Below are 20,585 nucleotides of genomic sequence, written 5' to 3' on the forward strand. Positions count from 1 at the left end.
CGACATCCCCTAGTGTCACCCTAGCTAGATCGTTCTATCTAGTCGTGTTGTTGGTGAAGAAAAGGGAGCCGAATGCGATCCTCCGGCATGGATGCCTCGATCACTGGAGCTGAAGTTGAGCGCTGAAGCCGACTACGCACGGGTCGCGGACGCCGCGCGCAGGGTCATCCGGGAGCACGATCCCCGGTCCGTTCCACTGACCGAGTTCCTCGGGGCCTGCTTCGACGCCGGTCTGTCGTGGGTGCACTTCCCCGAGAACCTCGGCGGGCTCGGCGTCTCACGCGGCCTCCAAACCGTCGCGGCCGCGATCCTTCAGCAGGCGGGGGCCACCGCGCCGTACGCCGTGAACCCGGTCGGCTACGGCATGGCCGCGCCGACCCTCATCGAACACGCCCGGACCGACGAACTGAAGCGCCGGTGGCTGCGCCCGCTCGCAACCAACGAGAACATCTGGTGTCAGCTGTTTTCCGAGCCGGGCGCCGGATCCGATCTGGCCGGACTGGCGACCTCGGCCGTCCGCGACGGTGACAGCTGGGTGGCGAACGGGCAGAAGGTGTGGACCACCCTGGCGCATCGCGCCAGCTGGGCACTACTGCTCGCCCGCACCGACCCGGATGTACCGAAACACCAGGGCCTCACCTATTTCGTCGTCGACATGCGCGCGCCGGGTGTCGAAACCCGGCCGCTGCGCCAGATGACCGGCCAGGCCGAGTTCAACGAGGTCTACCTCACCGATGTCCGGATCCCGGACGCACACCGGCTGGGCGCGATCGGCGCGGGCTGGCAGGTCGCCATGACCACGCTGATGAACGAACGAAATTCGATCGGCGCCAGCGGAACCCGTCGCGGCGACGGCACGATCGCCGACGCCGTCGCGCTGTGGGCTCGGCGCCCCGACCGGCACACCCCGGTGCTGCGCGATTGCCTCACCCAGCTCTGGGTGCGCTCGGAGGCACAGCGACTCACCTCGGCGCGCTCCGGCGCCACCGCGACCGTGCGCGGCCCCGGACCAGAGGGGTCGATCGGCAAACTCGTCGGCGCCGAGCTGAACAAGCAGATCTACGAGTTCTGCATGGATCTGCTCGGACCGGAGGGACTGCTCTACGGCGACTACACCATGCGCGACAACGACTTCGGCGAGGACGAGCTGGGACCGGTGCAGCAGCGCTTCCTGCGCTCCCGCGCCAACACCATCGAGGGCGGCACCTCCGAGGTGCTGCGCAACATTCTCGGCGAGCGGATCCTGGGCTTGCCCGGCGACCTGCGTGCCGACTCCGGACGACCCTGGCGCGAGGTGCCCCGTGGCTGATCAGAACCCGACTCCGAGCAAGCAGTTCGTCTTCACGCCGGAGCAGCAGGAGTTGCGCCGAGCGGTACGCGCCTTCTGCGCGGAGAACTCCGACGAAGCGACCGTGCGGCGGCTGATGGAGTCCGAGTCTCCGTTCGACCCCAAGGCTTGGGTCCGACTCGGATCCGAGCTGGGCGTACTCGGGCTCGGCGTGCCGGAGGACCTCGGCGGCTCGGGCGGTGGCATTGTCGACGCCGCGATCGTCGCCGAGGAACTGGGCGCCGCCCTGTTCTGCGGCCCCGTTGTCGGCACCCTCGCGTTGTCGATCCCCGCGCTGGTCGCCGCGCCGGACACGCAGGCCCGTACCGAAACATTGAGCCGGCTCGTCGCCGGAGTCCGCATCGCCGCCTTCGCCGCCCCCGACCGGGCCGGGCGCTTGGCCGTCGAGGCCGTGACGGTACGGGCCACCGGCTCCGGGAACGCGTGGACAGTGTCCGGGACCATCGAGCGCGTCGTCGACGCGAGCACCGCGGACGACCTGCTCGTCGCCGCGGCCGGTCCGGACGGGGTGAGTTTGTTCGTGGTCGACGCCACCGGTCCCGGAGTGCAGCGCACCGCCCTGTCCACACTGGACCCGACCCGGCCACAAGCCACCGTCCGGTTCGCCGACGCGGCAGCCCGGCTACTCGCCGGCCCCGCGCAGACACCTCGGATCTGCCGGCACGCCATGGACACCGGCGCCGTACTGCTGGCCGCCGCGCAGGTAGGTGGCGCCCAGCACCTGCTCGATCTGAGCATCTCGTATGCCAAGCAACGGCGACAGTTCGGTCGGCCCATCGGTTCGTTCCAAGCCGTCAAACACCGGCTCGCCGACATGCTCGTCGACCAGGAACACGCGCGCTCCGCGGCCTACTACGGCGCGTGGACGCTGCAGGACGGTACCGACGACCCGGCGCTGACGGCGTCGATCGCCCAGGCAACCTGCTCGGCAGCCTTCACCCGCATCGCTGCCGATACCGTCCAGGTGCACGGCGGTATCGGGTTCACCTGGGAGCACCAGGTACACCTCTACTTCAAGCGCGCCTTCACCGACGCCGTCCTGCTCGGTAGCGCCGAGGAACACCGGGCGCGGATCGCCGAGCTCGTGCTGGACACCGCCGCCGGCGACTTCGACGTCCCCATCGCGACCGGGCAGCTGCTCGTCAACCGTTGACGCGCTGGAAGACACGAGGCTACACTGCATAGTAGATCAATCTATCTATTCACACTTCGTCACCATGATCCGGACACTCGCCCGCCAGCGGGTCAACAGTGCAGGTAGTCATCCCAGAGGGCGACAGATCTGGTTGCGATTACGGTGAACCGGCCAGGAGAATAGCTACCCATACCTATTTCCGATCCGCAATCCACCCTGACAGAGGAGCAATTCTTTTGTGCGCCGTTCAACTTTCGGCGCACTCCCCTATCGAGAAAACGCCTGGTCAGCAGCCCGCGGCGCCGCACATGCATGTGCCCATGAAAGGCAAGCCATTTATACAGTGGCTGGCCTTTTGCGGTCATATGATGTGCGGCGCCGGAATTGTTTGTGGCACGATTTATAATCGTCGTACGAGTATTGACTTTCAGCTCACACTCATCGAATATTTGTCACATGAAAGAACTGACCTTCAAGGAAATGGAAGACATCCTGCTCGCGCACGAAAAGGCGGAGCTGGAGCAGGACATCGAGGCAACGATGGCGACGGTGTCCCCGAACCCGCACTACGAGTTTCCGAACTTCGGCTGGGCGGCGGACGGGACCGGCGCGGTCCGTGAACACTATCGGCGGGTACTGCCGAACACGGGCAAGTACGATATCGCCGCGGAAAAACGAGTGCACGCATCGGCATCGAACACACTGATCCGGGAAGCGTGGGTGTCGTTCACCCTCGAGGGCGAGCGCTATACCGGCATGTACTTGGTCGTGATCAGCTTCGATGCCGACCTGAAGCTGATCTCCGGCGAGCGGCTGTACACAGACTCCAACTTCGCGAAGGTCATGGGCGAGGACCTCGGTGACGACTACGGCGATGTGCCGGGCGTTTCACGGATCGACGCTTCCGCGCCGATCATCGACAAACATGACGCATTCGCCGAGGCGGCCGCGCGCGGAATCACAATTACCGCCCCCACCGCGAACTGAAGCGCCATCCTTCGCTGAGCATATTCCTGGCCTAGCACGCCCGGATTCTGCCTCGAAACGATGACGGAGGGCGGTCCATGTTGGCCGCCCTCCGTCATTTCTTGTCAGGTAGCGGCGCTGCGGATCACGGCTGAACCGACAGTGATCTCGTCGCACCTGCTCGGCCTCTCCAGCAATTGACGCACCGATAGTCCTGCACATACGATTCACTAGATCAATCTATCTAGGTTCGTGTTCGATTCAGGAAGGTGTCATGTCCAAGTCCTTCAACGCTTTCGTTGTCAACAAGAGCGAGACCGGGTTCAGCGCCGGCGTGCAGCAGCTCACGCTCGACGACCTGCCCGCAGGCAACGTCACCGTGCGCGTGCAGTACTCGAGCATCAACTACAAGGATGGCCTCGCCTGCCTCCCGGAGAGCCCAGTCGTGACCTCGTACCCGATGGTGCCCGGCATCGATATCGCCGGCACGGTGACCGAATCGAGCGACCCGCGCTTCACGGTCGGCCAGGAAGTCGTCGCCATCGGCCGCGGGCTCGGCACCGACCGCTTCGGCGGCTACGCCGAATACGCACGCCTGCCCGGCGAATTCCTGGAGCCGCTCCCGCCGGGCCTGACCGCCAAGGAGGCGATGGCACTCGGCACCGCCGGCTTCACCGCAGCCCTCTCGATCCAACGGCTGGAGGAGAACGGGCTCGTGCCAGGCGATGGCCGCGTGCTCGTGACCGGCGCCACCGGCGGCGTCGGCAGCACCGCGGTGAGTATGCTCGCCGGACTCGGCTACGAAGTCGTCGCCAGTACCGGAAAGCCCGCGGAGCACGACTACCTCCGGGAATTGGGCGCGGCCGAGGTCCTCGACCGCGAAGACGTCTCCACACGGAGCCACTTCCCGCTGGAAGGCGAGCTGTGGGCAGGCAGCGTGGACCCGGTCGGTGGCGACACACTCGCCTACCTGCTGCGAACCACGCGCTACCGCGGTGCCGTGGCGAACTGCGGCCTCACCGGCGGTCCGGCACTGAACATCACTGTTCTGCCCTTCATCCTGCGCGGAGTCACGCTGCTGGGGATCGACTCCGTCCTGTGCCCGGAGGATGTCCGCGCCGCCGTGTGGCTGCGACTCGGCACAGACCTCAAACCGAAGAACTTGGTGGACAGCATCTCCCACGAAGTGGGACTGGACCGCGTCCCCGAGATCGCCGCCGACATCCTCACGGGTGCCGTCCGGGGCCGCACCGTCGTACGACTGTAAGGGCGTTGTGAACAGCCGCGGCCGTGGCGGCGAACCTCTCAGGTTCACCACCGAGTGGTGAACCTGAGAGCTCTGCGATCCAGCCGTGGCCCCCTGCCCCGCCCAGCGATCTCGCCCGATCCGGTACATCATTCTTGCCACACCAAACGGTTTGGTTTGGTACACTGACGGAGTGACTACCGCCACAGATGCCGATACCACACGCGACCGCATTCTCACTGCGGCGACGGACGAGTTCGCGCAGTACGGGGTCGCGGGTGGTCGCATCGAGCGGATCGCGCGCAGGGCGAAAACGAGCAAGGAACGCCTGTACGCGCACTTTCACAGCAAGCAACAGCTCTACCGGATCGTCGCCGAGCGGGAACTTGCGACGATGACCGAAGCCACCCGCATAGACGCGACCGACCTACCCAGCTACGCGGGGCGGGTGCACGACTACTTCACCGCCCATCCCGATCATCTGAGGCTGCTGCAGTGGGGACGGCTGGACATCACCCGGGCCGACGTCATGGACGACCCCTTCGAGGAGTCCGTGCGACAGACGGTGCGTCGAACTGTCGATCTATTGAGACAGGCGCAGGAGACCGAGCAGCTGAATCCGGCATGGGACCCGATCGACATCATGGTCCTCGTCACTCAGATCTCGCTGGCTTGGGCCTGGCAGCCAGACCTCGTCGACTTGGCCCAGGGACAAGTTCGCAACACTTCCGGCGAGGCGCGCCGCGCCGCGATCGTCGCCGCCGTCGCGGGCTTGTTTCCCGCGGCCGCCGCGTCATCAGCAAGCCCTGGCACCGATGGCGTGGACCCATCGTCGGTGTATGAGGATCGAGGAGATTTTTCATGCGGGAGTGGATAGTCAAGCTCGCGACGATCGACGGCGGCGCAGCAGAAGCCCTACGGGTGATCGAGCATTTCGACTCGCTGGTGGACCAACGGTCCTCAGCGATGGCCATGCTGCGGGCAGCCGCGGTGCTGGCCGATTCCCCGATCGGGCTCGATGATCCGGAACGCGGCCTTCGGGTCGGCGTCGACGCGGCCGGGCGGACCATCACCGAGCTCGGCACCGGGACAGCATCGCGTCAGACCCAGCGATTCGAGGAGATCACGGTCTGGCTGGACCGCGAGGGTCCGGCCTGGCCCCTGGACCCGCTGATCCTGGAACGATTCGCCCGAAGCCTGCACGCGGTCAAGAAGACCCGCGACTCCTCCCCCATCACGGCCGCGGCACGCACTGCCTGTGATCCGGGCGTCACCCCCGCAGACCGGGACAGCGCACTGCGTCGGCTCGGCCTCGGATCGACCATCACAGTGGTGGCCACCCATCCGGCGGATGCGCGGCGGATGCCCGCCGGGCTCCTCATCGATGAGCACCAGATCCGCCTCTTCCCCGCTCCGGTGGCACAGAGCACGATTCCGCTCGACATCGCCGCCGGAATCCACACGTGCGCGAGCACCGAGGTTCATCTCGGGGTCCAGCACGCCCGCACCGCGCTGCGCATCGCCGTCGACCTCACCACCGGCAAACCCACCCACGTGCGATATGACCAACTCGGCAGCATCGCCACCATCGTCGAGAGCATCGATGCCGACACCGCCGCGCGCGCACCCGATGTCCGCCAGGTGGTCGAGCTGCAGGCCCAGCGACCATGGGTGGTGCCGACGCTGGAGGCTGTGCTGAGCCACAGCAGTATTCGCGAAGCCGCTCGCCTGCACAATCTGCACCACTCGACCATGCGCCAGCGGATCGATTGGCTCGAGCGCCAGCTCGGATACACCCCACTCAGCAGCGAGGGGTACGCCCGCGCGAGCACGACCCTCACCCTCTGGCGCATCGCGATGGCTGCGGAACAACGGCACAAAATTGTGCCCACCACCGCCATTTGTCGGTGATTCGGCCGCCGACAGCCGTCTGTCGGCGGCTACAGCGACCCTCACCAGGTGAGTTCACTGAGAAGCCGAAGGAGGCTCCTATGACCCACGACACAATCTGGTTCGGCTCAGCGACGGTGCAACCGCCCTACGGCAAAAGCACAGCTTCGCCGATATTCACGGTCCGCGAGAAGAGCCGGCGGAGATATTCCGACCGGCCTCACTGGTAGATCGCGAGTTGCGATGGCCGAAGACGACCCGTGCGAGACCCAGCGTGATGCCGGCGACGATGTCATCGCGGAACTGAGCACTGCCGGTTTCGCGGGCGCGGAGGAGATCGGGCGCGGAGGGTTCGGAAAGGTATATCGATGCCGGCAGGTCGGCGTGGAACGCACGGTGGCAGTGAAGGTACTGATCGGAGAACTCGACGAGAATCGGGAGCGATTCTTTCGTGAGGAGCAAGCGATGGGACGTTTGACCGGACACCCGAATATCGTCGACATGCTGGAAGTCGGCGCCACCGGCACCGGTCACCCGTACCTGGTGATGCCGTACCACTCGCGTGGTTCCCTCCACGCGCGCATTCGATGCGACGGTCCCCTGCCGCTGCCCGACGTTCTGCACCTCGGGGTGAAGATCGCGGGGGCGCTCGAAACTGCACATCGAACCGGCATCCTGCATCGCGATATCAAGCCGGACAACATCCTGCTCACCGACTTCGATGAACCGGCGCTGACCGACTTCGGCATCGCCCACATCACCGGCGGGTTCGAAACCGCGACCGGTACTGTCACCGGTTCGCCGGCGTTCACCGCGCCCGAAGTGCTCCGTGGCGACGATCCCAGCCCGGCCTCGGATGTCTACGGTCTGGCCGCGACATTGTTCTGCGCGCTGACCGGACACGCGGTCTTCGAGCGCCGTAGCGGCGAACAGATGGTCGCCCAGTTTCTGCGGATAGCCGAACAGCCGATCCCTGACCTGCGTGTCAGCGGCATGCCCGATGACGTGTGCACGGTACTCGAGGCCGCGATGTCACAGAGCCCGGCCGAGCGTCCCACTGCCGCGCTCTTCGGCGACCAACTCCGGCAGGTCCAGGTCCGGCACGGTTTCCCGGTCGACCGGCTTCCTGTCCGAACCCGGCCCGGCGCCGAATCGCTACCGCCGGCATCATCGAGCGCGGCTGAAAGCGGCGTCGGGAATCTCCCGCTCGAGCTGTCCAGCTTCGTCGGCCGTCGCAGCCAGGTGACCGAGGTCAGGAACCTGCTGGCTGGGTCCCGTCTCGTGACACTGACCGGAATCGGTGGCGTCGGCAAGTCGCGGCTCGCGCTGCGCGTCGCCCACAAGGCGACGGGAGATTTCACCGACGGCGGGTGGTTCGTCGAACTGGGCGATCTGCGGGATCCGGCCCTGCTGGTCGACGTCGTCGCCACCGGTCTCGGCCTTCGAACCCGGGGGGCAGGATCGACGCTCGCGGTGCTGGTCGAATACCTGTCCACACGCGACCGGCTGGTGGTGCTGGACAACTGCGAACAGGTGATCGACGCTGTCACCGCACTGGTCGAAACACTGTTGCGGGCGTGTCCGCAGATCCGCATCGTGGCGACCAGCCGTGAGGCGTTGAACATCGGCGGCGAATCGGTATTCGTCGTGCCCCCGCTGACAATTCCCGATCCGGCCGGCAAGCCCGCTCCTCGGGCAGCCCGCGAAGACGCCGTGGCCTTGTTCGCCGAACGCGGCTCGACAGTCGTGCCGGGATTCGATGTCACCGACGAGAACAGGGCCTGCGTGGCGCGTATCTGCGCTCGGCTCGACGGGCTCCCACTGGCGATCGAGCTTGCCGCTGCCCGGCTCCGCACGATGTCGCCGGAGCAGATTCTGGTTCGCCTCGACGACCGTTACGGTCTGCTGACTCGCGGGCGTCGTGGCGCCCCGATGCGGCAGCAGACCCTGCGGTGGTGCGTCGACTGGAGCTACGACCTGTGCACACCGGACGAGCAACGCTTGTGGACGCTGTTGTCCGTCTTCGCGGGCGGTTTCGAGCTCGACGCCGCCGAGGAGGTTTGCGCCGGCGAACTGACGCGATCCGAATTGCTCGACTCCCTGTCCGCATTGGTCGACAAGTCGATCCTGATCCGCGACGAGATCGACCGAACGGTCCGCTTCCGGATGCTCGAGACCGTGCAAGAATACGGTAGACAACAGGCCGCGGAAGGCGGCGCGTATGTGGATTCCGCTCGGCGACAGCGGGATTGGTGCCTTCGACTAACCCTGCAAGCACAGGCGGAATGGATCGGTCCACACCAGTTGCAGTGGGTTGCCCGACTGGAACGTGAGCTGCCGAATCTCCGGAAGGCTCTGGAGTTCGCGCTGTCCGAGTCGAACGAAGCGGCGGTGCGGATGACTACCGCACTGTGCCTGTTCTGGATCATGCGGGGACGCCCCAACGAGGGCCGCCACTGGTCCGCTCGTGCCCTGACCCAAACCACCGGATCCCAGACCATCGATCGAGCCAGGGCATTTCACGCCGCCGTGGCAATGGCCTCGTTGCAAGCGGACCTGGCCGATGCCACCGACAACCTGAAGCAACTCGCGCTGTTGGCCGACCGATCGACCGATCCGGTGGTGGCGGCGCTGCTCTCACATGCCGAGGGGACCACTGTTCTCCTGGCGAACGACGCCGACCTGGACCACGTCGACAAGCTCATGGCCGACGCCATCGAAGTGTACGAAGCAGGCGGCGAGCGCAGCCTGCAACTGGACGCACTGATCTCGCTCGGGTTGTCTCGCGCATTGCTCGGTGACACCGCCCGAGCCCTCGTCTGTTTCGAGCAGGTGCTGGCGATCACCGAGTCGGCCGGCGAAACGATGCTCCGCTCATGGGCATCGTGGGCAGCGGGGTATGTCGTGTGGCGCCGGGGCGAGTCGGCTCACGCCGCGCATTTGCTGGAAGAAGGCATCCGGTTGGCTCGGCTGGTGGCAGATCCGCTCGTCGCCGCGGCCTGCACCGAGGCACTGGCGTGGGTCGAATCCGAGAAACACGATCATCGGCGCGCGGCGGTGTTGATGGGCGTCGCCGATTCGATGGTGAGTGTCACCCACAGCTCGGCCTACGTGTTTCCGGCCCTGCTCGTTCACCGCGAGGACTGTGCGCACGACAGCCGGGAGGCCCTCGGCGAGCGAGTCTTCGAGGCGAGCCGCCAGGAAGGCGCCGCGATGACCTTCGATTCCGCGGTGGCCTTCGCACTCGGCGAACAATCCGCAGCCGCCACCCGCACCCGTGGGCCCGGCGGGGCCCTGACCAAACGTGAGCGCCAGGTCACCGAGCTCGTCGCCCGCGGTATGTCCAACAAAGATATCGCCGCCCACCTAGTGATATCACAGCGCACGGCGGAGGGGCACGTGGACCATATCCTCACCAAACTCGAATTCACCTCGCGCTCGCAGATCGCCGCGTGGGCCGCCGACCAGCCGGATTTCTGAGCCTGCCCGGGCCACGGCTACTGTGCCGGGCGGCTACGGGCCCAGGAACAATCGCTCGTTCGGCAAACGATTCTCGGGCAGGGATCGCCCGATCGTGGACAGAATCAATTCGACCGTGCACCAATGCTTTCGGCGGCAATCATGAATCAAGTTGATCGCCGCGGCCAATGTTGCCCGGTAGTCGAAGGCCGTTCGGTCCAGCCAGATTCGCACGTGCACATCGATCTGAATCGGGAACCGAGACTGCTCGGCGAGGGTCATCAACGTATTTCTCCGATCGAGCCGCCCACATCGCGCCACGCCGATGTCAACGCGACCGCCAGCTGTCGCTTGAGCAGGCGCTGCTGTCGGCGGTCTGCTCGTCGGGTGCGCAGCCCTTCCTGCACCAACGCCATGAATCGCCCCCGGTCGACACCGAAGTTCACGAGCAGGTCGCCTGGACTCGCACCGCCGAAGGGCGCCCAGCTGATGGCAAATTCGATGATCGTCCTCATGTCCGGATCGATCGAATGACGTGACGCGAGAAGTTCCAGTTGCCGCTGTGTGGAGCGGACCCACACCGCGCCGTCATCGACGGTGGTGGAGGAGTTCGTTTCCTCGCCCGGCGTTCGCGGCGGCTTCGCCGAGTACACCCGACGCGCGCCGTGCATCGCGCCGGAGCGACTTCGCTGTCGCTGCTGTGATTCCATGATGTCCCCGAGCGGTAGGTGTGTGATCTGTCCCCTCACAGACTGCTTCCGGATCAGGCAATCGGCGACGGTAAAACTACGTAGACGAGTACCTGTTTTGTCCCGACCGGGCACGCAGCGGCGTTTCGGCGGCAGGGGCGAGGACAGCCTCGGCGCCGCGAAATTCCGGCGCACCTCTTCGTCGGCGGCTCGCGCAGGCCTGTCTGGCGATCTCGATCTCTTCATCGCTGAGCGGCGGGACCGGCAACGGCGCCCGCGGCGGGCCATCGCCGCGCAATCCGTCGAGGACCAGCACGAAATAGCGGCGCCACACTTCGGTACTGACCGACCAGGAGAAATCGGCGATCGCCTGCACCATGCGGATGACCGCGAAGAAATCGTTCGGCTCCACGTCGGGCCGCAACACGCCGGCACCGCGGGCCTGGTCGATGATACGAACGACCGCCGGATTCAGGCGATCCTGCACGGACGCGACCCGTGCGAGTCCGGCGTCGCTTCCGACCAGCACCTCGCCGAGCCCTCGATCGAATGCGACAGTGCGGCAGGTGAATTCGAAGAACTGCACCAGCCCGTCCCAAGGATCAGGGTTCGTCAGGGCGAGTTCGGCCTGCTCCACCACCATCTCGATGTGCTGTTCGAACACCTCATCGATCAGTTGCTGCTTGTTCGCGAATCGGCGGTACACGGTGCCGACTCCGACACCCGCCTGCTCGGCGACATCGTCGAGAGTGACTCCGAGCCCACGGGTCGCGAACAAGGTGCGCGCCGCCGCGAGAATCAGCCGCTGATTGCGCACCGCGTCGGCACGCAATCGACGGGGCGCGGCCCCGTCGATTGCCGTGGCGGCGGGGTCCATGGCGTTCACACAGCCCTCCGCGCCCGGAACTAAGCAGCGGCCGGTCGAGGAACTCCACCTCGTGGCTGCGCATCGGGTGTCGGCAGTCTCCGGAGGCCGGCGTAACCGAGCGCCGCCATGGAGCCGAGGAACAGGACCGTACCCAGTCGCGCGTACGGGAGACCTGCGACCAGAGCGGATAGATCAGGTGCCGCTTCGACCATGACGAACAGGGTGAGTACCAGCTGAACGGTGCCGGTCACCGCACACAGCAGCCCGCCGACCCGATTGCCCGCTCGGACCGCGACGAGCACGACCACGGTCGTGCTTGCCGCGAAGGCCCAGGCAACCCAGTGATAGAAGGCAGCTTGCAGCCCACTCGGATTGTTCGCATTCAGCACAGCCAGATCCGCGAAATTCAGCGTCACGGCCGGAGTAGCAGGGGAGGCCGGTACGTAGGTCCATGCCGGACCGAGCAGCGCGAGCCAGATCGCACCGACACTGACCATCAGGAGAGTGTCGGACTTGCGTCGGGTATGCGTGTCAACAAGAAATGTGTCCTGAGTCATAGTTACTAGTCAAGCTGTCCGCTTCGGCCCAGAAAACCGCCATACGACCTGAATGTATCCCCGCACATCCCGCCATCTGGCGGGGTAGCCCGCTCGCTACAGCGGCAGCCGTCGCTCCCGACACCCACCGCGGTGGCCGCACCGCCTACCCGGAAAGGCCGAGGGCGGCAACGGCAATCGTAGCCAGCGGGACGCTCAGCTGACGAACGTCGGAAAACGAGTCGTCTCTGGCGATGTCGTTCATCGCCATCAGGGTCGCTTGTACGGTGACCAGGGCTTGTTCCCGGGTGAGGGTGGGCCGTGCCGCACGGCACAGCCTGACCCATTCGCTGACATAGTCGCGCTGTGCTTGCACCAGCGGTTCCGCCTGCGCGCCGAGGCTGCGGACTTCGGTGACCAGGATGTCGACCAGGGTCGGGTGGCGCAGGGTGAACTCGGCGTAGACCGCGACGAGCGTGCGCAGTGCGGCGGCTTCGTCGGATGCGGCCAGCAGTGTGTCGTCCAAGGTGACCTGGAGGTAGCCGTTGGCTCGATGCAGCGCGACTTCGAGTATCTCCAGCTTGCTGCTGAAGTGGTTGTAGACGCTCGAGGTGGACAGGCCCACGGCCTCGCCGATCTCCTCCATCCCGGTGCTCGCGTAGGTCTGATCGGCGAAGATGCCCAGCGCCGCGCGCAGGATCTGTTCGCGCTTACTCCCGCGCGACAGGCCTGTCGGCGCTGGAACCGGTGGTGGCGCAAGCACTTCCAGTTCGACGCTCAGCACCGCCTCGGCGATGCCGACGAGGGTCACCCGGAATTCGTCGGCGGGCAGCTTGGTGCTGTGGAAGGCGGGGCTGAGCAGTACCGCCAACGCCGTTCTCGCGCGCAATCGGGCGCCGAGGCCGGGGGCGTCACCGGTCGCCACCACCGCGAACGCCTCGTACAACTGGTCGAGACGGGCGGCGAGGTCCACGCGCTGTGGGCGGGGAAGGTGGCGTGCCTCGCGCACCCACAGCAGCGGCGCGCAGCGCCGCCCGACCGTGAAATCGGCGACGGCGCCCAGGACGTCGGGGCCGTCGAGCGTGGTGGCGAACCGGTCGAGCGTCTGCTCGATGGCGGCCCGCAGCAGGTCGTCCTTGCCGGTGAAATGCCGGTAGAGCGCGGAGGGCCCGACGCCGACAGCGGCCGCGACATCGCTCATCGCGATGTTCTCGAAACCGCTGTCGGCGAACAGCAAAGCCGCCGCGTCGACGATCAGTTCGCGACGGTTGGCCGGGCGTTTGCGACGCGCGGCGGCGGGCGGTGAGGACACCACGGGGATGCTACCGCTCAGCCCAACCGCAACGATCGGCCGATGATCTCCTTCATGATCTCGCTGGTGCCGCCGTAGATGCGGGCGATCCGCGAATCCAGATAGGCCCGGGCGATCGGGTATTCCAGCATGTACCCGTAGCCACCGTGCAACTGAACGCAGGCGTCGATGACCCGACTCTGGAGTTCGGTCGCCCACAGCTTGGCCTTGGCCGCGTCGACGGCGCTCAATCGACCGGCGTTCAGTGCGGTGATGCCACGGTCGACGTAGGTCTGGGTGATCTCGACCTCGGTGACCAGATCCGCGAGCCGGAACCGGGTCGCCTGGAAATCGCCGATCGTGCGCCCGAAGGCCCGGCGTTCCCGCACGTAGTCCATCGTCTCGCGCAGCGCGGCGGTCGAACCGGCCATAGCCGCGACCGCGATCGACAGCCGTTCCTGGGGCAGGTTGTTGCTGAGCCCGAAGAACCCCGTGCCTTCCTCGCCGAGCAGGTTGGCCACCGGAACCCGCGCGTCGCTGAAGGACAACTCCGCGGTGTCCTGGGCGTGCATGCCGACCTTCTCCAGATTGCGCCCACGCGTGAACCCCTCGATCTCGCGTTCGACGACGATCAGGCTGATGCCGCGGTGCGGGTGCTCGCCGGTGCGCACCGCGGTGATCACCAGATCGGCGTTGATGCCGTTGGTGATGAAGGTCTTCGCGCCGTTGAGCACGTAGTGCTCGCCCTCGCGGACCGCTTTGGTGCGGATACCCGAGAGGTCGGACCCGGTCCCCGGCTCGGTCATGGCGATGGCGACGATCGTCTCGCCGGTCGCGACGCCGGGCAGCCAGCGCGCCTTCTGCTCGTCGTTCGTCAGTTCGAGCAGATAGGGCATGCAGATATCGGCTTGCAGCGCCGGGCCGAGCATCGCGGGAGCGACATCGGCCGCGGCGGCCTCCTCGGTCAGAATCGCGTTGAACCGGAAGTCGTTCACCCCCGCGCCGCCGAACTGCTCGGGCACCGCCATGAACGCGCCGAGGTCGGCGACGTCGGTGAACAGCGAGCGCGCGACGATGCCCGCCTGTTCCCACTCCTGGTAGCCGGGCACGACGTGCTTGGCCAGAAACTGCCGCACGCTGTCGCGGTAGGCATCGTGCTCGGGTTCGAAGATCTCCCGGTCCATCGTGGAATCCCCTCTCAGATGGTGTAACCGCCGCCGCAGACCAGTGTCTGGGCGCTGATGTAATCGGATTCGGGACGGCACAGCAGATAGACGGCGCCCGCCGCCTCGGCCGGGGTGCCGGCGCGGCCGAGCGGAATCTGCGCCGCCATGGCGTCGAGCAGGGTCGGGTTCACGCCGACGGCAAGCTCGCGGCCGCCCACGTCGATGGTGGCGCTGCCGTCCGCGGGCGCTTCGGTGAGCCGCGTGGTGATCAGGCCGAAGGCGACCGTGTTGACGGTGACATTGAGCCTGCCCCACTCCTTGGCGAGGGTCTTGGTCAGCCCGGTGATGCCCGCCTTGGCCGCGGCGTAGTTGGCTTGGCCCGCGTTGCCGCCGAGCCCGGCGATCGAGGAGATGTTGACGACCTTGCGGCACGGCACGGCTTCGCCGGCGGCCTTGGCCCGCTTGACCTCGGCCGAGATGACCGGCTGGGCCGCGCGCAGGATCCGGAACGGCGCCTTGAGGTGGACGTCGATGATGGCGTCCCATTGTTCGTCGGTCATCTTCTGGATGACGGTGTCCCAGGTGTAGCCCGCGTTGTTGACGACGATGTCGATACCACCGAACTCGTCGACCGCGGTCTGCACGAACCGGTCGGCGAAGTCGTCGTCGGTGACGCTGCCCGCGCACGCGACCGCCGTGCCGCCCGCGGCGCGGATGTCGGCGACGGTCTGCTCGGCCGGGTCCTTGTCGAGGTCGTTGACGACCACCGACGCGCCGTCCGCGGCGAATTTCAGCGCGATCTCACGCCCGATGCCGCGACCGGATCCGGTGACGATGGCTACCTTGCCGTCGAGTGTTCCCATGATGTGCTCCTGCTCAGTTCTCGCTCGGCACGGCGACGACCGCGGTGCCGAGCAGGGTGGAGGTGCCGTCGGTGAGAGTGACGGCGAGGGCGAGGGTGGCGAGTCCGTCCTCGACGGCGGTGACCGTCGCGGTGCAGGTCGGCTGCCCGTGGATCGGGGTGATCGCGGTGAAGCGCACGGCGAAGGACCGGATGTCGTGCTGGGGCACCCAACCGGTCAGCAGGCGGCCGAGGTAGGCCATGGAGAGCATGCCCTGGGCGAAGACGTCGTCGAAGCCGGCGGATTGCGCGTTGTCGAGGTCGATGTGGATCGGGTTGTGGTCACCGCTGGCGCCGGCGAACAACGCCAGCGTGGCGCGGGAGATGGGCGGCAGAGCCAGGGGTGCCAGCTCGGCACCGACGGTCAGGAGCGCGGTGCTCACGTGGTCACCTCCGGATTGCGGACGACGGCCACATTGGTGGCCTTGGCGAGAAGATCGGTGCCACGGCGGAATTCGGTTTCCTTGGTCACGAACTCGAGAGCCCCGCCGCGTTTGACGGTCACGTCCACGACGCGCTCGCTGATCTCGACGGTGTCGCCCGCGTAGGCCATGGCGACGTACTCGAAGGCCTGCTCACCGTGCAGGATCCGGCGCAGGTCGATGTCCAGCTCGTCGAGATAGCCGAAAGGCGAGGGTGCTTCGAGGATCAGGCTGAAGAAGAACGTCGGCGGGACCGGGAGATCCGGGTGACCCGCCGCCCGCGCGGCCTCGACATCGGTGTAGACCGGGTCGGTCTCGCCGATGACTCGCGCGAACAGGCGCAACCGGCCGCGCTCGACGTCGACGGTGAAGGTGGGCAAGGTGAGCGCGAGCGCGCGTTCGATGTCGACGCTCATCAGCCGACCTTCTCGTAGAGGGTGACCACGGCGGCGCCACCGAGGCCGATGTTGTGCTGTAGCGCCACCGTTACGCCGTCGACCTGCCTGGCTTCGGCCTGACCGCGCAATTGCCAAGTGAGCTCGGCGCATTGGGCGAGCCCGGTCGCGCCCAGCGGATGTCCCTTCGACAGCAGTCCGCCCGAGGGGTTGGTGACCACACGGCCGCCGTAGGTGTTGTCGCCGTCGCGGATGAACCTCTCCGCGGTGCCCTCGGGGGTCAAGCGCAGCGCTTCGTAGCTGAGTAGTTCGTTGGCGGTGAAGCAGTCGTGCAGTTCGACCACCCGGATGTCGGCGGGGTCGACACCGGCGGCCTCGTAGACCTGGTCGGCCGCGCGCCGGGTCATGTCGTAGCCGACGAGCTTGGGCAGGTCGTCGAAGGTGTCGGGGGTATCGGTCGTCATCGCCTGCGCGGTGATGGCGACGTCGGTCCGCAGACCGTGGCGGCGCGCGAAGTCTTCGCTGGTGATGATCGCGGCGGCCGCGCCACAGGTGGGCGGGCAGCACTGCAACCGGGTCAGCGGCCCGAAGATCTGCGGTGATTCGAGCACCTGCGCGACGGTGACCTCGTCCCGGAACACCGCGAACGGATTGTTCTTCGCGTGCGTGCGCGCCTTGACCGAGATCATCGCGAAGGTCGCCGGATCGGTGCCGTACTTCTCGGCGTACGCGGCGCCCGCTCCGCCGAACAGCTGCGCGGCGAACGGTGCGTCACTCTCCCCGTTGTGCTGGTGGGCCACCGCCATGAAGTCGACGAACGGACTCGGCCGGTCTGGCCACTTCATGGCGAGGGCGCCACGTTCCATCTGCTCGAAACCGAAGGCGAGCACGCAGTCGGCGGCGCCACTGGCGACGGCCTGGCGCGCCAGCCACAAAGCCGACGACCCGGTCGAACAGTTGTTGTTGACATTCACCACCGGGATACCGGTCATACCCACGCTGTAGAGCGCGCGCTGGCCACTGGTCGAGTCGCCGTAGACATATCCCGCGTAGGCCTGTTGTACCTGTTCGATGCCGATTCCGGCGTCGCGCAGCGCGTTGCGGACCGCACCCGCTGCCAGGACGTCGTAAGGCTCGCTCTTACTCGGCGTCGAGAACGGCACCATCCCGACTCCGGCAACCTGCACCCGTTGCATCACACCACCACCAATCTAGACGAATCAATATTCACTTCATGGTTACATGTCCCTTGACATTCCATCAAGACCCGCCAGAATGTCAGGTACATCACACGCATGAATATTCACAACAGAGGAGTTGGCCGTGCACATCACGCAATCCCTGCACGCGGCGCTGCAACACGGTCCCGACCGGACCGCCACCATCTTCGGGACCCGCCGGCGCACGGTCGCCGAATCCGTCGATCGCATCGCACGGCTGGCGGGGGCACTGCGCGAGCTCGGGGTCGGAGCCGGTGATCGCGTCGGGATCTACGCCCTCAACAGCGATCGCTACCACGAACTACTGATGGCGGTGCCGTGGGCGGATGCCGTGGTCAACCCGGTCAATATCCGCTGGAGCACGGCCGAAGTCGCCTACTCGCTCCTCGATTGCGGCACCGATGTCCTCGTCGTCGACGACGCCTTCGCCGGCGCCGTCGACGCGCTGCGCGCCGGGGCGCCGAACCTGCGCACCGTCGTCTTCGCCGGTGACGGTCCGACGCCCGCGGGCATGCTCTCCTACGAGGAACTCATCGCCGCTACGGCGCCGATCCCCGATGCCCGTCGCGGCGGCGACGAGCTCTACGGCGTCTTCTACACCGGCGGCACCACCGGTTCCCCCAAGGGCGTGATGCTGTCGCACCGGGCCTGCCTCACCTCGGCCATGGGCAGCCTGGTCACCACCGACATCCTCACCCGCGGCGGCATGCTGCTGCACGCGGCGCCGATGTTCCATCTGGCCGATATCGCCGCGTGGAACGTCGGCAATCTGACGGGGGCGACCCACGTCATCGTGCCGTCGTTCACCCCGGCAGCCACCCTCGACGCCATCGTCACCCACCGGGTGACCGACGCGCTGCTGGTACCGACGATGATCCAGCTGCTCGTCGACTCTCCCGCCGCCGCCGACGCGGACCTGTCCAGTCTGCGGCGCGTGCTGTACGGCGCCTCACCGATCTCCGAGACCGTGATGGCCAAGGCGCGCACCGTCTTCGCCAACGCGCGGTTCACCCAGGCCTACGGGATGACCGAACTCGCGCCGGTCGCCACCCTGCTCACCGCGCAGGACCACGACGATCCCGCGCTGACCAGGTCGTGCGGGCGCGCGGCGGTCCACGCCGAGGTCCGCATCGTCGGCGAGGACGACATCGAACTCGCGCGCGGCGAGATCGGCGAGATCGCCGTCCGGGGTGATCATGTGATGACGGGCTACTGGAACCGGCCGGAAGAGACCGCGTCGGCGCTGCGCGATGGCTGGATGCACACCGGCGACGCCGGATACATGGACGAGAGCGGCTATGTCTTCCTCGTCGACCGGCTCAAGGACATGATCGTCACCGGCGGCGAGAACGTCTATTCCGTCGAGGTCGAGAACGCCGTGGCCAAGCACCCGGCCGTCGCCCAGGTCGCCGTGATCGGCGTTCCCGACCACGACTGGGGCGAACGCGTGCACGCGGTGGTCGTCCTGGCGCCCGGACAGACCGCGGCCGAGGCGGACATCCGCGAGTTCTGTCGCGAACACATCGCGAACTACAAGCTGCCCCGCAGCGTCGAATTCCTCGACGCGCTACCGGTTTCCGGGGCGGGCAAGGTCCTCAAGCGCGATCTGCGCAAGCTGCATTGGGAGGGCGCCGACCGCGCCATCCACTAGACACCACACCCGGCTGGGGCGTTCGAGGTCAGCCGGGGCGATCACCCGCCCCGGCTGACCTCCCAGAGCTACGATGACGACCGCGGACCTTGACGCGACCCTTGCCCAGGGATTGCGGGCTCGGTCCGCCGGGTGACAGGCCGGCACAGCTCAGGAGGTACTCATGCGTGCGACGGTGGTCAGCAAGGGCGAATTCCGGGTCGAGGACCTGCCCGCGCCGGAACCCGGACCGGGCCAGGTGCTGGTCTCCGTGACCCGCTGCGGCATCTGCGGCTCGGACCTGCACGCACGAACGCACTGCGACGAACTCGCCGACCTGGCCGGCGCCACCGGCTACAGCGGCTTCATGCGTTCGGACCAGCGGATCGTCCTCGGGCACGAATTCACCGGCGAGATCGCCGAGTACGGCCCACGCACCCACCGTCGCTGGAAGCCGGGCACACCGGTGGTCGCGATGCCGATTCTGCGCAGGGATCGCGAACCGGAGCTCACCGGGCTGTCCTCGAACGCCCCCGGCGGATACGCCGAACAGGTGCTGACGCAGGAGTCGGTGACATTCGAGGTCCCCAACGGACTAGCACCCGAGCTCGCCGCACTCACCGAGCCGATGGCGGTCGGCTGGCACGCCGTCCGCAAGAGCCGGATCGCCAAGGGGCAGACCGCGTTCGTGATCGGCTGCGGACCCATCGGGCTGGCCGTCGTCACCATGCTGAAGGCCGCCGGTGTGCGCACCGTGATCGCGAGCGACTTCTCCCCACGCCGCCGGGAACTGGCCCGCGCCTGTGGCGCCGACGTCGTGGTCGACCCGACCACCGAATCCGCCTGGGAGGCGGCGCCGAGGCCGCCCCGCATCGCCGGTGCCGCAGACTTGCTGAACCTGGGCTTCGACGTCATGGAACGGGTGCGCCGCATCCCCAAAGTCCCGTGGTGGTACCTGTTTCGCGCGGCCCACATGCTCGACCGCGGCCCGGCCGGTCCGGTCGTCTTCGAATGTGTCGGCGTGCCCGGCATCATCGACCAGATCCTCACCGCGGCACCGCCGTCTACCCGTGTCGTGGTCGTGGGGGTGTGCATGCAGCAGGATGCGTTCCATCCCGCCAACGCCATCAACAAGGAGATCGAGCTGCGGTTCGTCCTCGGCTACGACCCCGGCGAATTCCGCGACACCCTGCACATGATCGCCGACGGCACCGTCGATCCCAGCCCGCTGATCACCGGTACGGTCGGGCTCGACGGCGTCGAAGCGGCCTTCGCCGCACTGGGCTCCCCGGACCACCACGCCAAGATCCTGATCGATCCGCGCAGCGACAAAGTTGCGCCCTGAGACCGGAGCCGTTGGTCGACCGACGGGGTGGTTGATACGGTCGCCTGCCCGCGCACTCAACGCCCAGGAATAGCCACG

At 66.9% G+C, this 20,585-nt stretch carries 19 protein-coding genes; 9 read left to right on the top strand and 10 right to left on the bottom strand.

Translation table 11 applies throughout. The features are described 5' to 3' along the window. The first annotated feature begins 115 nt into the window (after positions 1–115). The 7 genes from ACFQ9R_RS00120 to ACFQ9R_RS00150 all read left to right on the top strand — a co-directional run bounded on the left by ACFQ9R_RS00120 (position 116) and on the right by ACFQ9R_RS00150 (position 10,065). Positions 116–1,309, top strand: coding sequence for an acyl-CoA dehydrogenase family protein (locus ACFQ9R_RS00120; RefSeq protein ID WP_378987036.1), 1,194 nt, complete (start codon positions 116–118; stop codon positions 1,307–1,309). Next, a complete protein-coding gene (locus ACFQ9R_RS00125) occupies positions 1,302–2,501 on the top strand; it encodes an acyl-CoA dehydrogenase family protein (RefSeq protein WP_378987039.1) in 1,200 nt (399 codons plus the stop codon). The genes ACFQ9R_RS00120 and ACFQ9R_RS00125 overlap by 8 nt, the downstream gene beginning before the upstream one ends. A 438-nt stretch (positions 2,502–2,939) precedes the next feature. Then, complete coding sequence (locus ACFQ9R_RS00130) at positions 2,940–3,470, top strand: hypothetical protein (RefSeq protein WP_378987042.1); 531 nt, start codon at positions 2,940–2,942, stop codon at positions 3,468–3,470. 253 nt (positions 3,471–3,723) lie between these two features. Continuing rightward, positions 3,724–4,716: an oxidoreductase gene (locus ACFQ9R_RS00135; RefSeq protein ID WP_378987045.1), complete on the top strand. Its 993-nt coding sequence runs from the start codon at positions 3,724–3,726 to the stop codon at positions 4,714–4,716. A gap of 172 nt (positions 4,717–4,888) precedes the next feature. Then, positions 4,889–5,572 carry a TetR family transcriptional regulator gene (locus ACFQ9R_RS00140; protein WP_378925643.1) on the top strand — a complete coding sequence of 228 codons (684 nt, stop codon included), beginning with the start codon at positions 4,889–4,891 and terminating at the stop codon, positions 5,570–5,572. After that, complete coding sequence (locus ACFQ9R_RS00145; RefSeq protein ID WP_378925645.1) at positions 5,557–6,606, top strand: helix-turn-helix domain-containing protein; 1,050 nt, start codon at positions 5,557–5,559, stop codon at positions 6,604–6,606. Before ACFQ9R_RS00140 ends, ACFQ9R_RS00145 begins: the two co-directional genes overlap by 16 nt. A 222-nt stretch (positions 6,607–6,828) precedes the next feature. Continuing rightward, positions 6,829–10,065 (top strand): protein kinase, encoded by a 3,237-nt coding sequence (locus ACFQ9R_RS00150; protein ID WP_378987048.1) that lies wholly within the window; start codon positions 6,829–6,831, stop codon positions 10,063–10,065. 33 nt (positions 10,066–10,098) lie between these two features. On the opposite strand, the gene ACFQ9R_RS00155 is transcribed toward ACFQ9R_RS00150, so the two are convergent. From ACFQ9R_RS00155 to ACFQ9R_RS00200, 10 genes are all read right to left on the bottom strand, one after another. Further along, positions 10,099–10,326, bottom strand: coding sequence for a hypothetical protein (locus ACFQ9R_RS00155; protein WP_378925650.1), 228 nt, complete (start codon positions 10,324–10,326; stop codon positions 10,099–10,101). Further along, on the bottom strand, positions 10,326–10,868 hold the full coding sequence (locus tag ACFQ9R_RS00160) for a hypothetical protein (protein ID WP_378987052.1): 543 nt from the start codon (positions 10,866–10,868) through the stop codon (positions 10,326–10,328). The genes ACFQ9R_RS00155 and ACFQ9R_RS00160 overlap by 1 nt, the downstream gene beginning before the upstream one ends. Further along, complete coding sequence (locus ACFQ9R_RS00165; protein WP_378988436.1) at positions 10,831–11,610, bottom strand: TetR/AcrR family transcriptional regulator; 780 nt, start codon at positions 11,608–11,610, stop codon at positions 10,831–10,833. The genes ACFQ9R_RS00160 and ACFQ9R_RS00165 overlap by 38 nt, the downstream gene beginning before the upstream one ends. Positions 11,611–11,639: 29 nt before the next feature. Further along, a complete protein-coding gene (locus ACFQ9R_RS00170) occupies positions 11,640–12,098 on the bottom strand; it encodes a hypothetical protein (protein ID WP_378987055.1) in 459 nt (152 codons plus the stop codon). 205 nt (positions 12,099–12,303) lie between these two features. After that, complete coding sequence (locus tag ACFQ9R_RS00175; protein ID WP_378925655.1) at positions 12,304–13,449, bottom strand: TetR/AcrR family transcriptional regulator; 1,146 nt, start codon at positions 13,447–13,449, stop codon at positions 12,304–12,306. A gap of 17 nt (positions 13,450–13,466) precedes the next feature. Then, positions 13,467–14,612, bottom strand: a complete 1,146-nt coding sequence (locus tag ACFQ9R_RS00180) for an acyl-CoA dehydrogenase family protein (RefSeq protein WP_378987058.1) — start codon at positions 14,610–14,612, stop codon at positions 13,467–13,469. Positions 14,613–14,626: 14 nt separating this feature from the next. Further along, complete coding sequence (locus tag ACFQ9R_RS00185) at positions 14,627–15,457, bottom strand: SDR family NAD(P)-dependent oxidoreductase (RefSeq protein WP_378925660.1); 831 nt, start codon at positions 15,455–15,457, stop codon at positions 14,627–14,629. Between the two features lie 13 nt (positions 15,458–15,470). Beyond that, the gene (locus tag ACFQ9R_RS00190; RefSeq protein WP_378987061.1) at positions 15,471–15,878 is read right to left on the bottom strand and encodes a MaoC/PaaZ C-terminal domain-containing protein; all 408 of its coding nucleotides are present in this window, start codon (positions 15,876–15,878) and stop codon (positions 15,471–15,473) included. Continuing rightward, the gene (locus ACFQ9R_RS00195; protein ID WP_378987064.1) at positions 15,875–16,333 is read right to left on the bottom strand and encodes a MaoC family dehydratase N-terminal domain-containing protein; all 459 of its coding nucleotides are present in this window, start codon (positions 16,331–16,333) and stop codon (positions 15,875–15,877) included. Before ACFQ9R_RS00195 ends, ACFQ9R_RS00190 begins: the two co-directional genes overlap by 4 nt. Next, positions 16,333–17,508: a lipid-transfer protein gene (locus tag ACFQ9R_RS00200; RefSeq protein ID WP_378987067.1), complete on the bottom strand. Its 1,176-nt coding sequence runs from the start codon at positions 17,506–17,508 to the stop codon at positions 16,333–16,335. The genes ACFQ9R_RS00195 and ACFQ9R_RS00200 overlap by 1 nt, the downstream gene beginning before the upstream one ends. A gap of 127 nt (positions 17,509–17,635) precedes the next feature. Here ACFQ9R_RS00200 and ACFQ9R_RS00205 point away from each other — a divergent pair, with 127 nt between their 5' ends. Both ACFQ9R_RS00205 and ACFQ9R_RS00210 read left to right on the top strand, forming a co-directional pair. Next, positions 17,636–19,183 carry a long-chain-fatty-acid--CoA ligase gene (locus ACFQ9R_RS00205; RefSeq protein ID WP_378987071.1) on the top strand — a complete coding sequence of 516 codons (1,548 nt, stop codon included), beginning with the start codon at positions 17,636–17,638 and terminating at the stop codon, positions 19,181–19,183. A 163-nt stretch (positions 19,184–19,346) separates the two neighbouring features. Continuing rightward, positions 19,347–20,507, top strand: a complete 1,161-nt coding sequence (locus tag ACFQ9R_RS00210) for a zinc-binding dehydrogenase (protein WP_378987074.1) — start codon at positions 19,347–19,349, stop codon at positions 20,505–20,507. The last annotated feature ends 78 nt before the right edge of the window (positions 20,508–20,585 follow it).

It is taken from the genome of Nocardia sp. NPDC056541 (assembly GCF_042794235.1).
Lineage (GTDB): Bacteria > Actinomycetota > Actinomycetes > Mycobacteriales > Mycobacteriaceae > Nocardia.

What these genes read in the sequence shown, in the direction of transcription:
- ACFQ9R_RS00155 (WP_378925650.1), bottom strand. Translation starts at nt 10,326, where the DNA reads ATGACCCTCGCCGAGCAGTCTCGGTTCCCGATTCAGATCGATGTGCAC.
- ACFQ9R_RS00170 (WP_378987055.1), bottom strand. Translation starts at nt 12,098, where the DNA reads ATGGTCAGTGTCGGTGCGATCTGGCTCGCGCTGCTCGGTCCGGCATGG.
- ACFQ9R_RS00145 (WP_378925645.1), top strand. Translation starts at nt 5,557, where the DNA reads ATGCGGGAGTGGATAGTCAAGCTCGCGACGATCGACGGCGGCGCAGCA.
- ACFQ9R_RS00180 (WP_378987058.1), bottom strand. Translation starts at nt 14,612, where the DNA reads ATGGACCGGGAGATCTTCGAACCCGAGCACGATGCCTACCGCGACAGC.
- ACFQ9R_RS00185 (WP_378925660.1), bottom strand. Translation starts at nt 15,457, where the DNA reads ATGGGAACACTCGACGGCAAGGTAGCCATCGTCACCGGATCCGGTCGC.
- ACFQ9R_RS00150 (WP_378987048.1), top strand. Translation starts at nt 6,829, where the DNA reads ATGGCCGAAGACGACCCGTGCGAGACCCAGCGTGATGCCGGCGACGAT.
- ACFQ9R_RS00165 (WP_378988436.1), bottom strand. Translation starts at nt 11,610, where the DNA reads ATGGACCCCGCCGCCACGGCAATCGACGGGGCCGCGCCCCGTCGATTG.
- ACFQ9R_RS00135 (WP_378987045.1), top strand. Translation starts at nt 3,724, where the DNA reads ATGTCCAAGTCCTTCAACGCTTTCGTTGTCAACAAGAGCGAGACCGGG.
- ACFQ9R_RS00130 (WP_378987042.1), top strand. Translation starts at nt 2,940, where the DNA reads ATGAAAGAACTGACCTTCAAGGAAATGGAAGACATCCTGCTCGCGCAC.
- ACFQ9R_RS00195 (WP_378987064.1), bottom strand. Translation starts at nt 16,333, where the DNA reads ATGAGCGTCGACATCGAACGCGCGCTCGCGCTCACCTTGCCCACCTTC.
- ACFQ9R_RS00200 (WP_378987067.1), bottom strand. Translation starts at nt 17,508, where the DNA reads ATGCAACGGGTGCAGGTTGCCGGAGTCGGGATGGTGCCGTTCTCGACG.
- ACFQ9R_RS00210 (WP_378987074.1), top strand. Translation starts at nt 19,347, where the DNA reads ATGCGTGCGACGGTGGTCAGCAAGGGCGAATTCCGGGTCGAGGACCTG.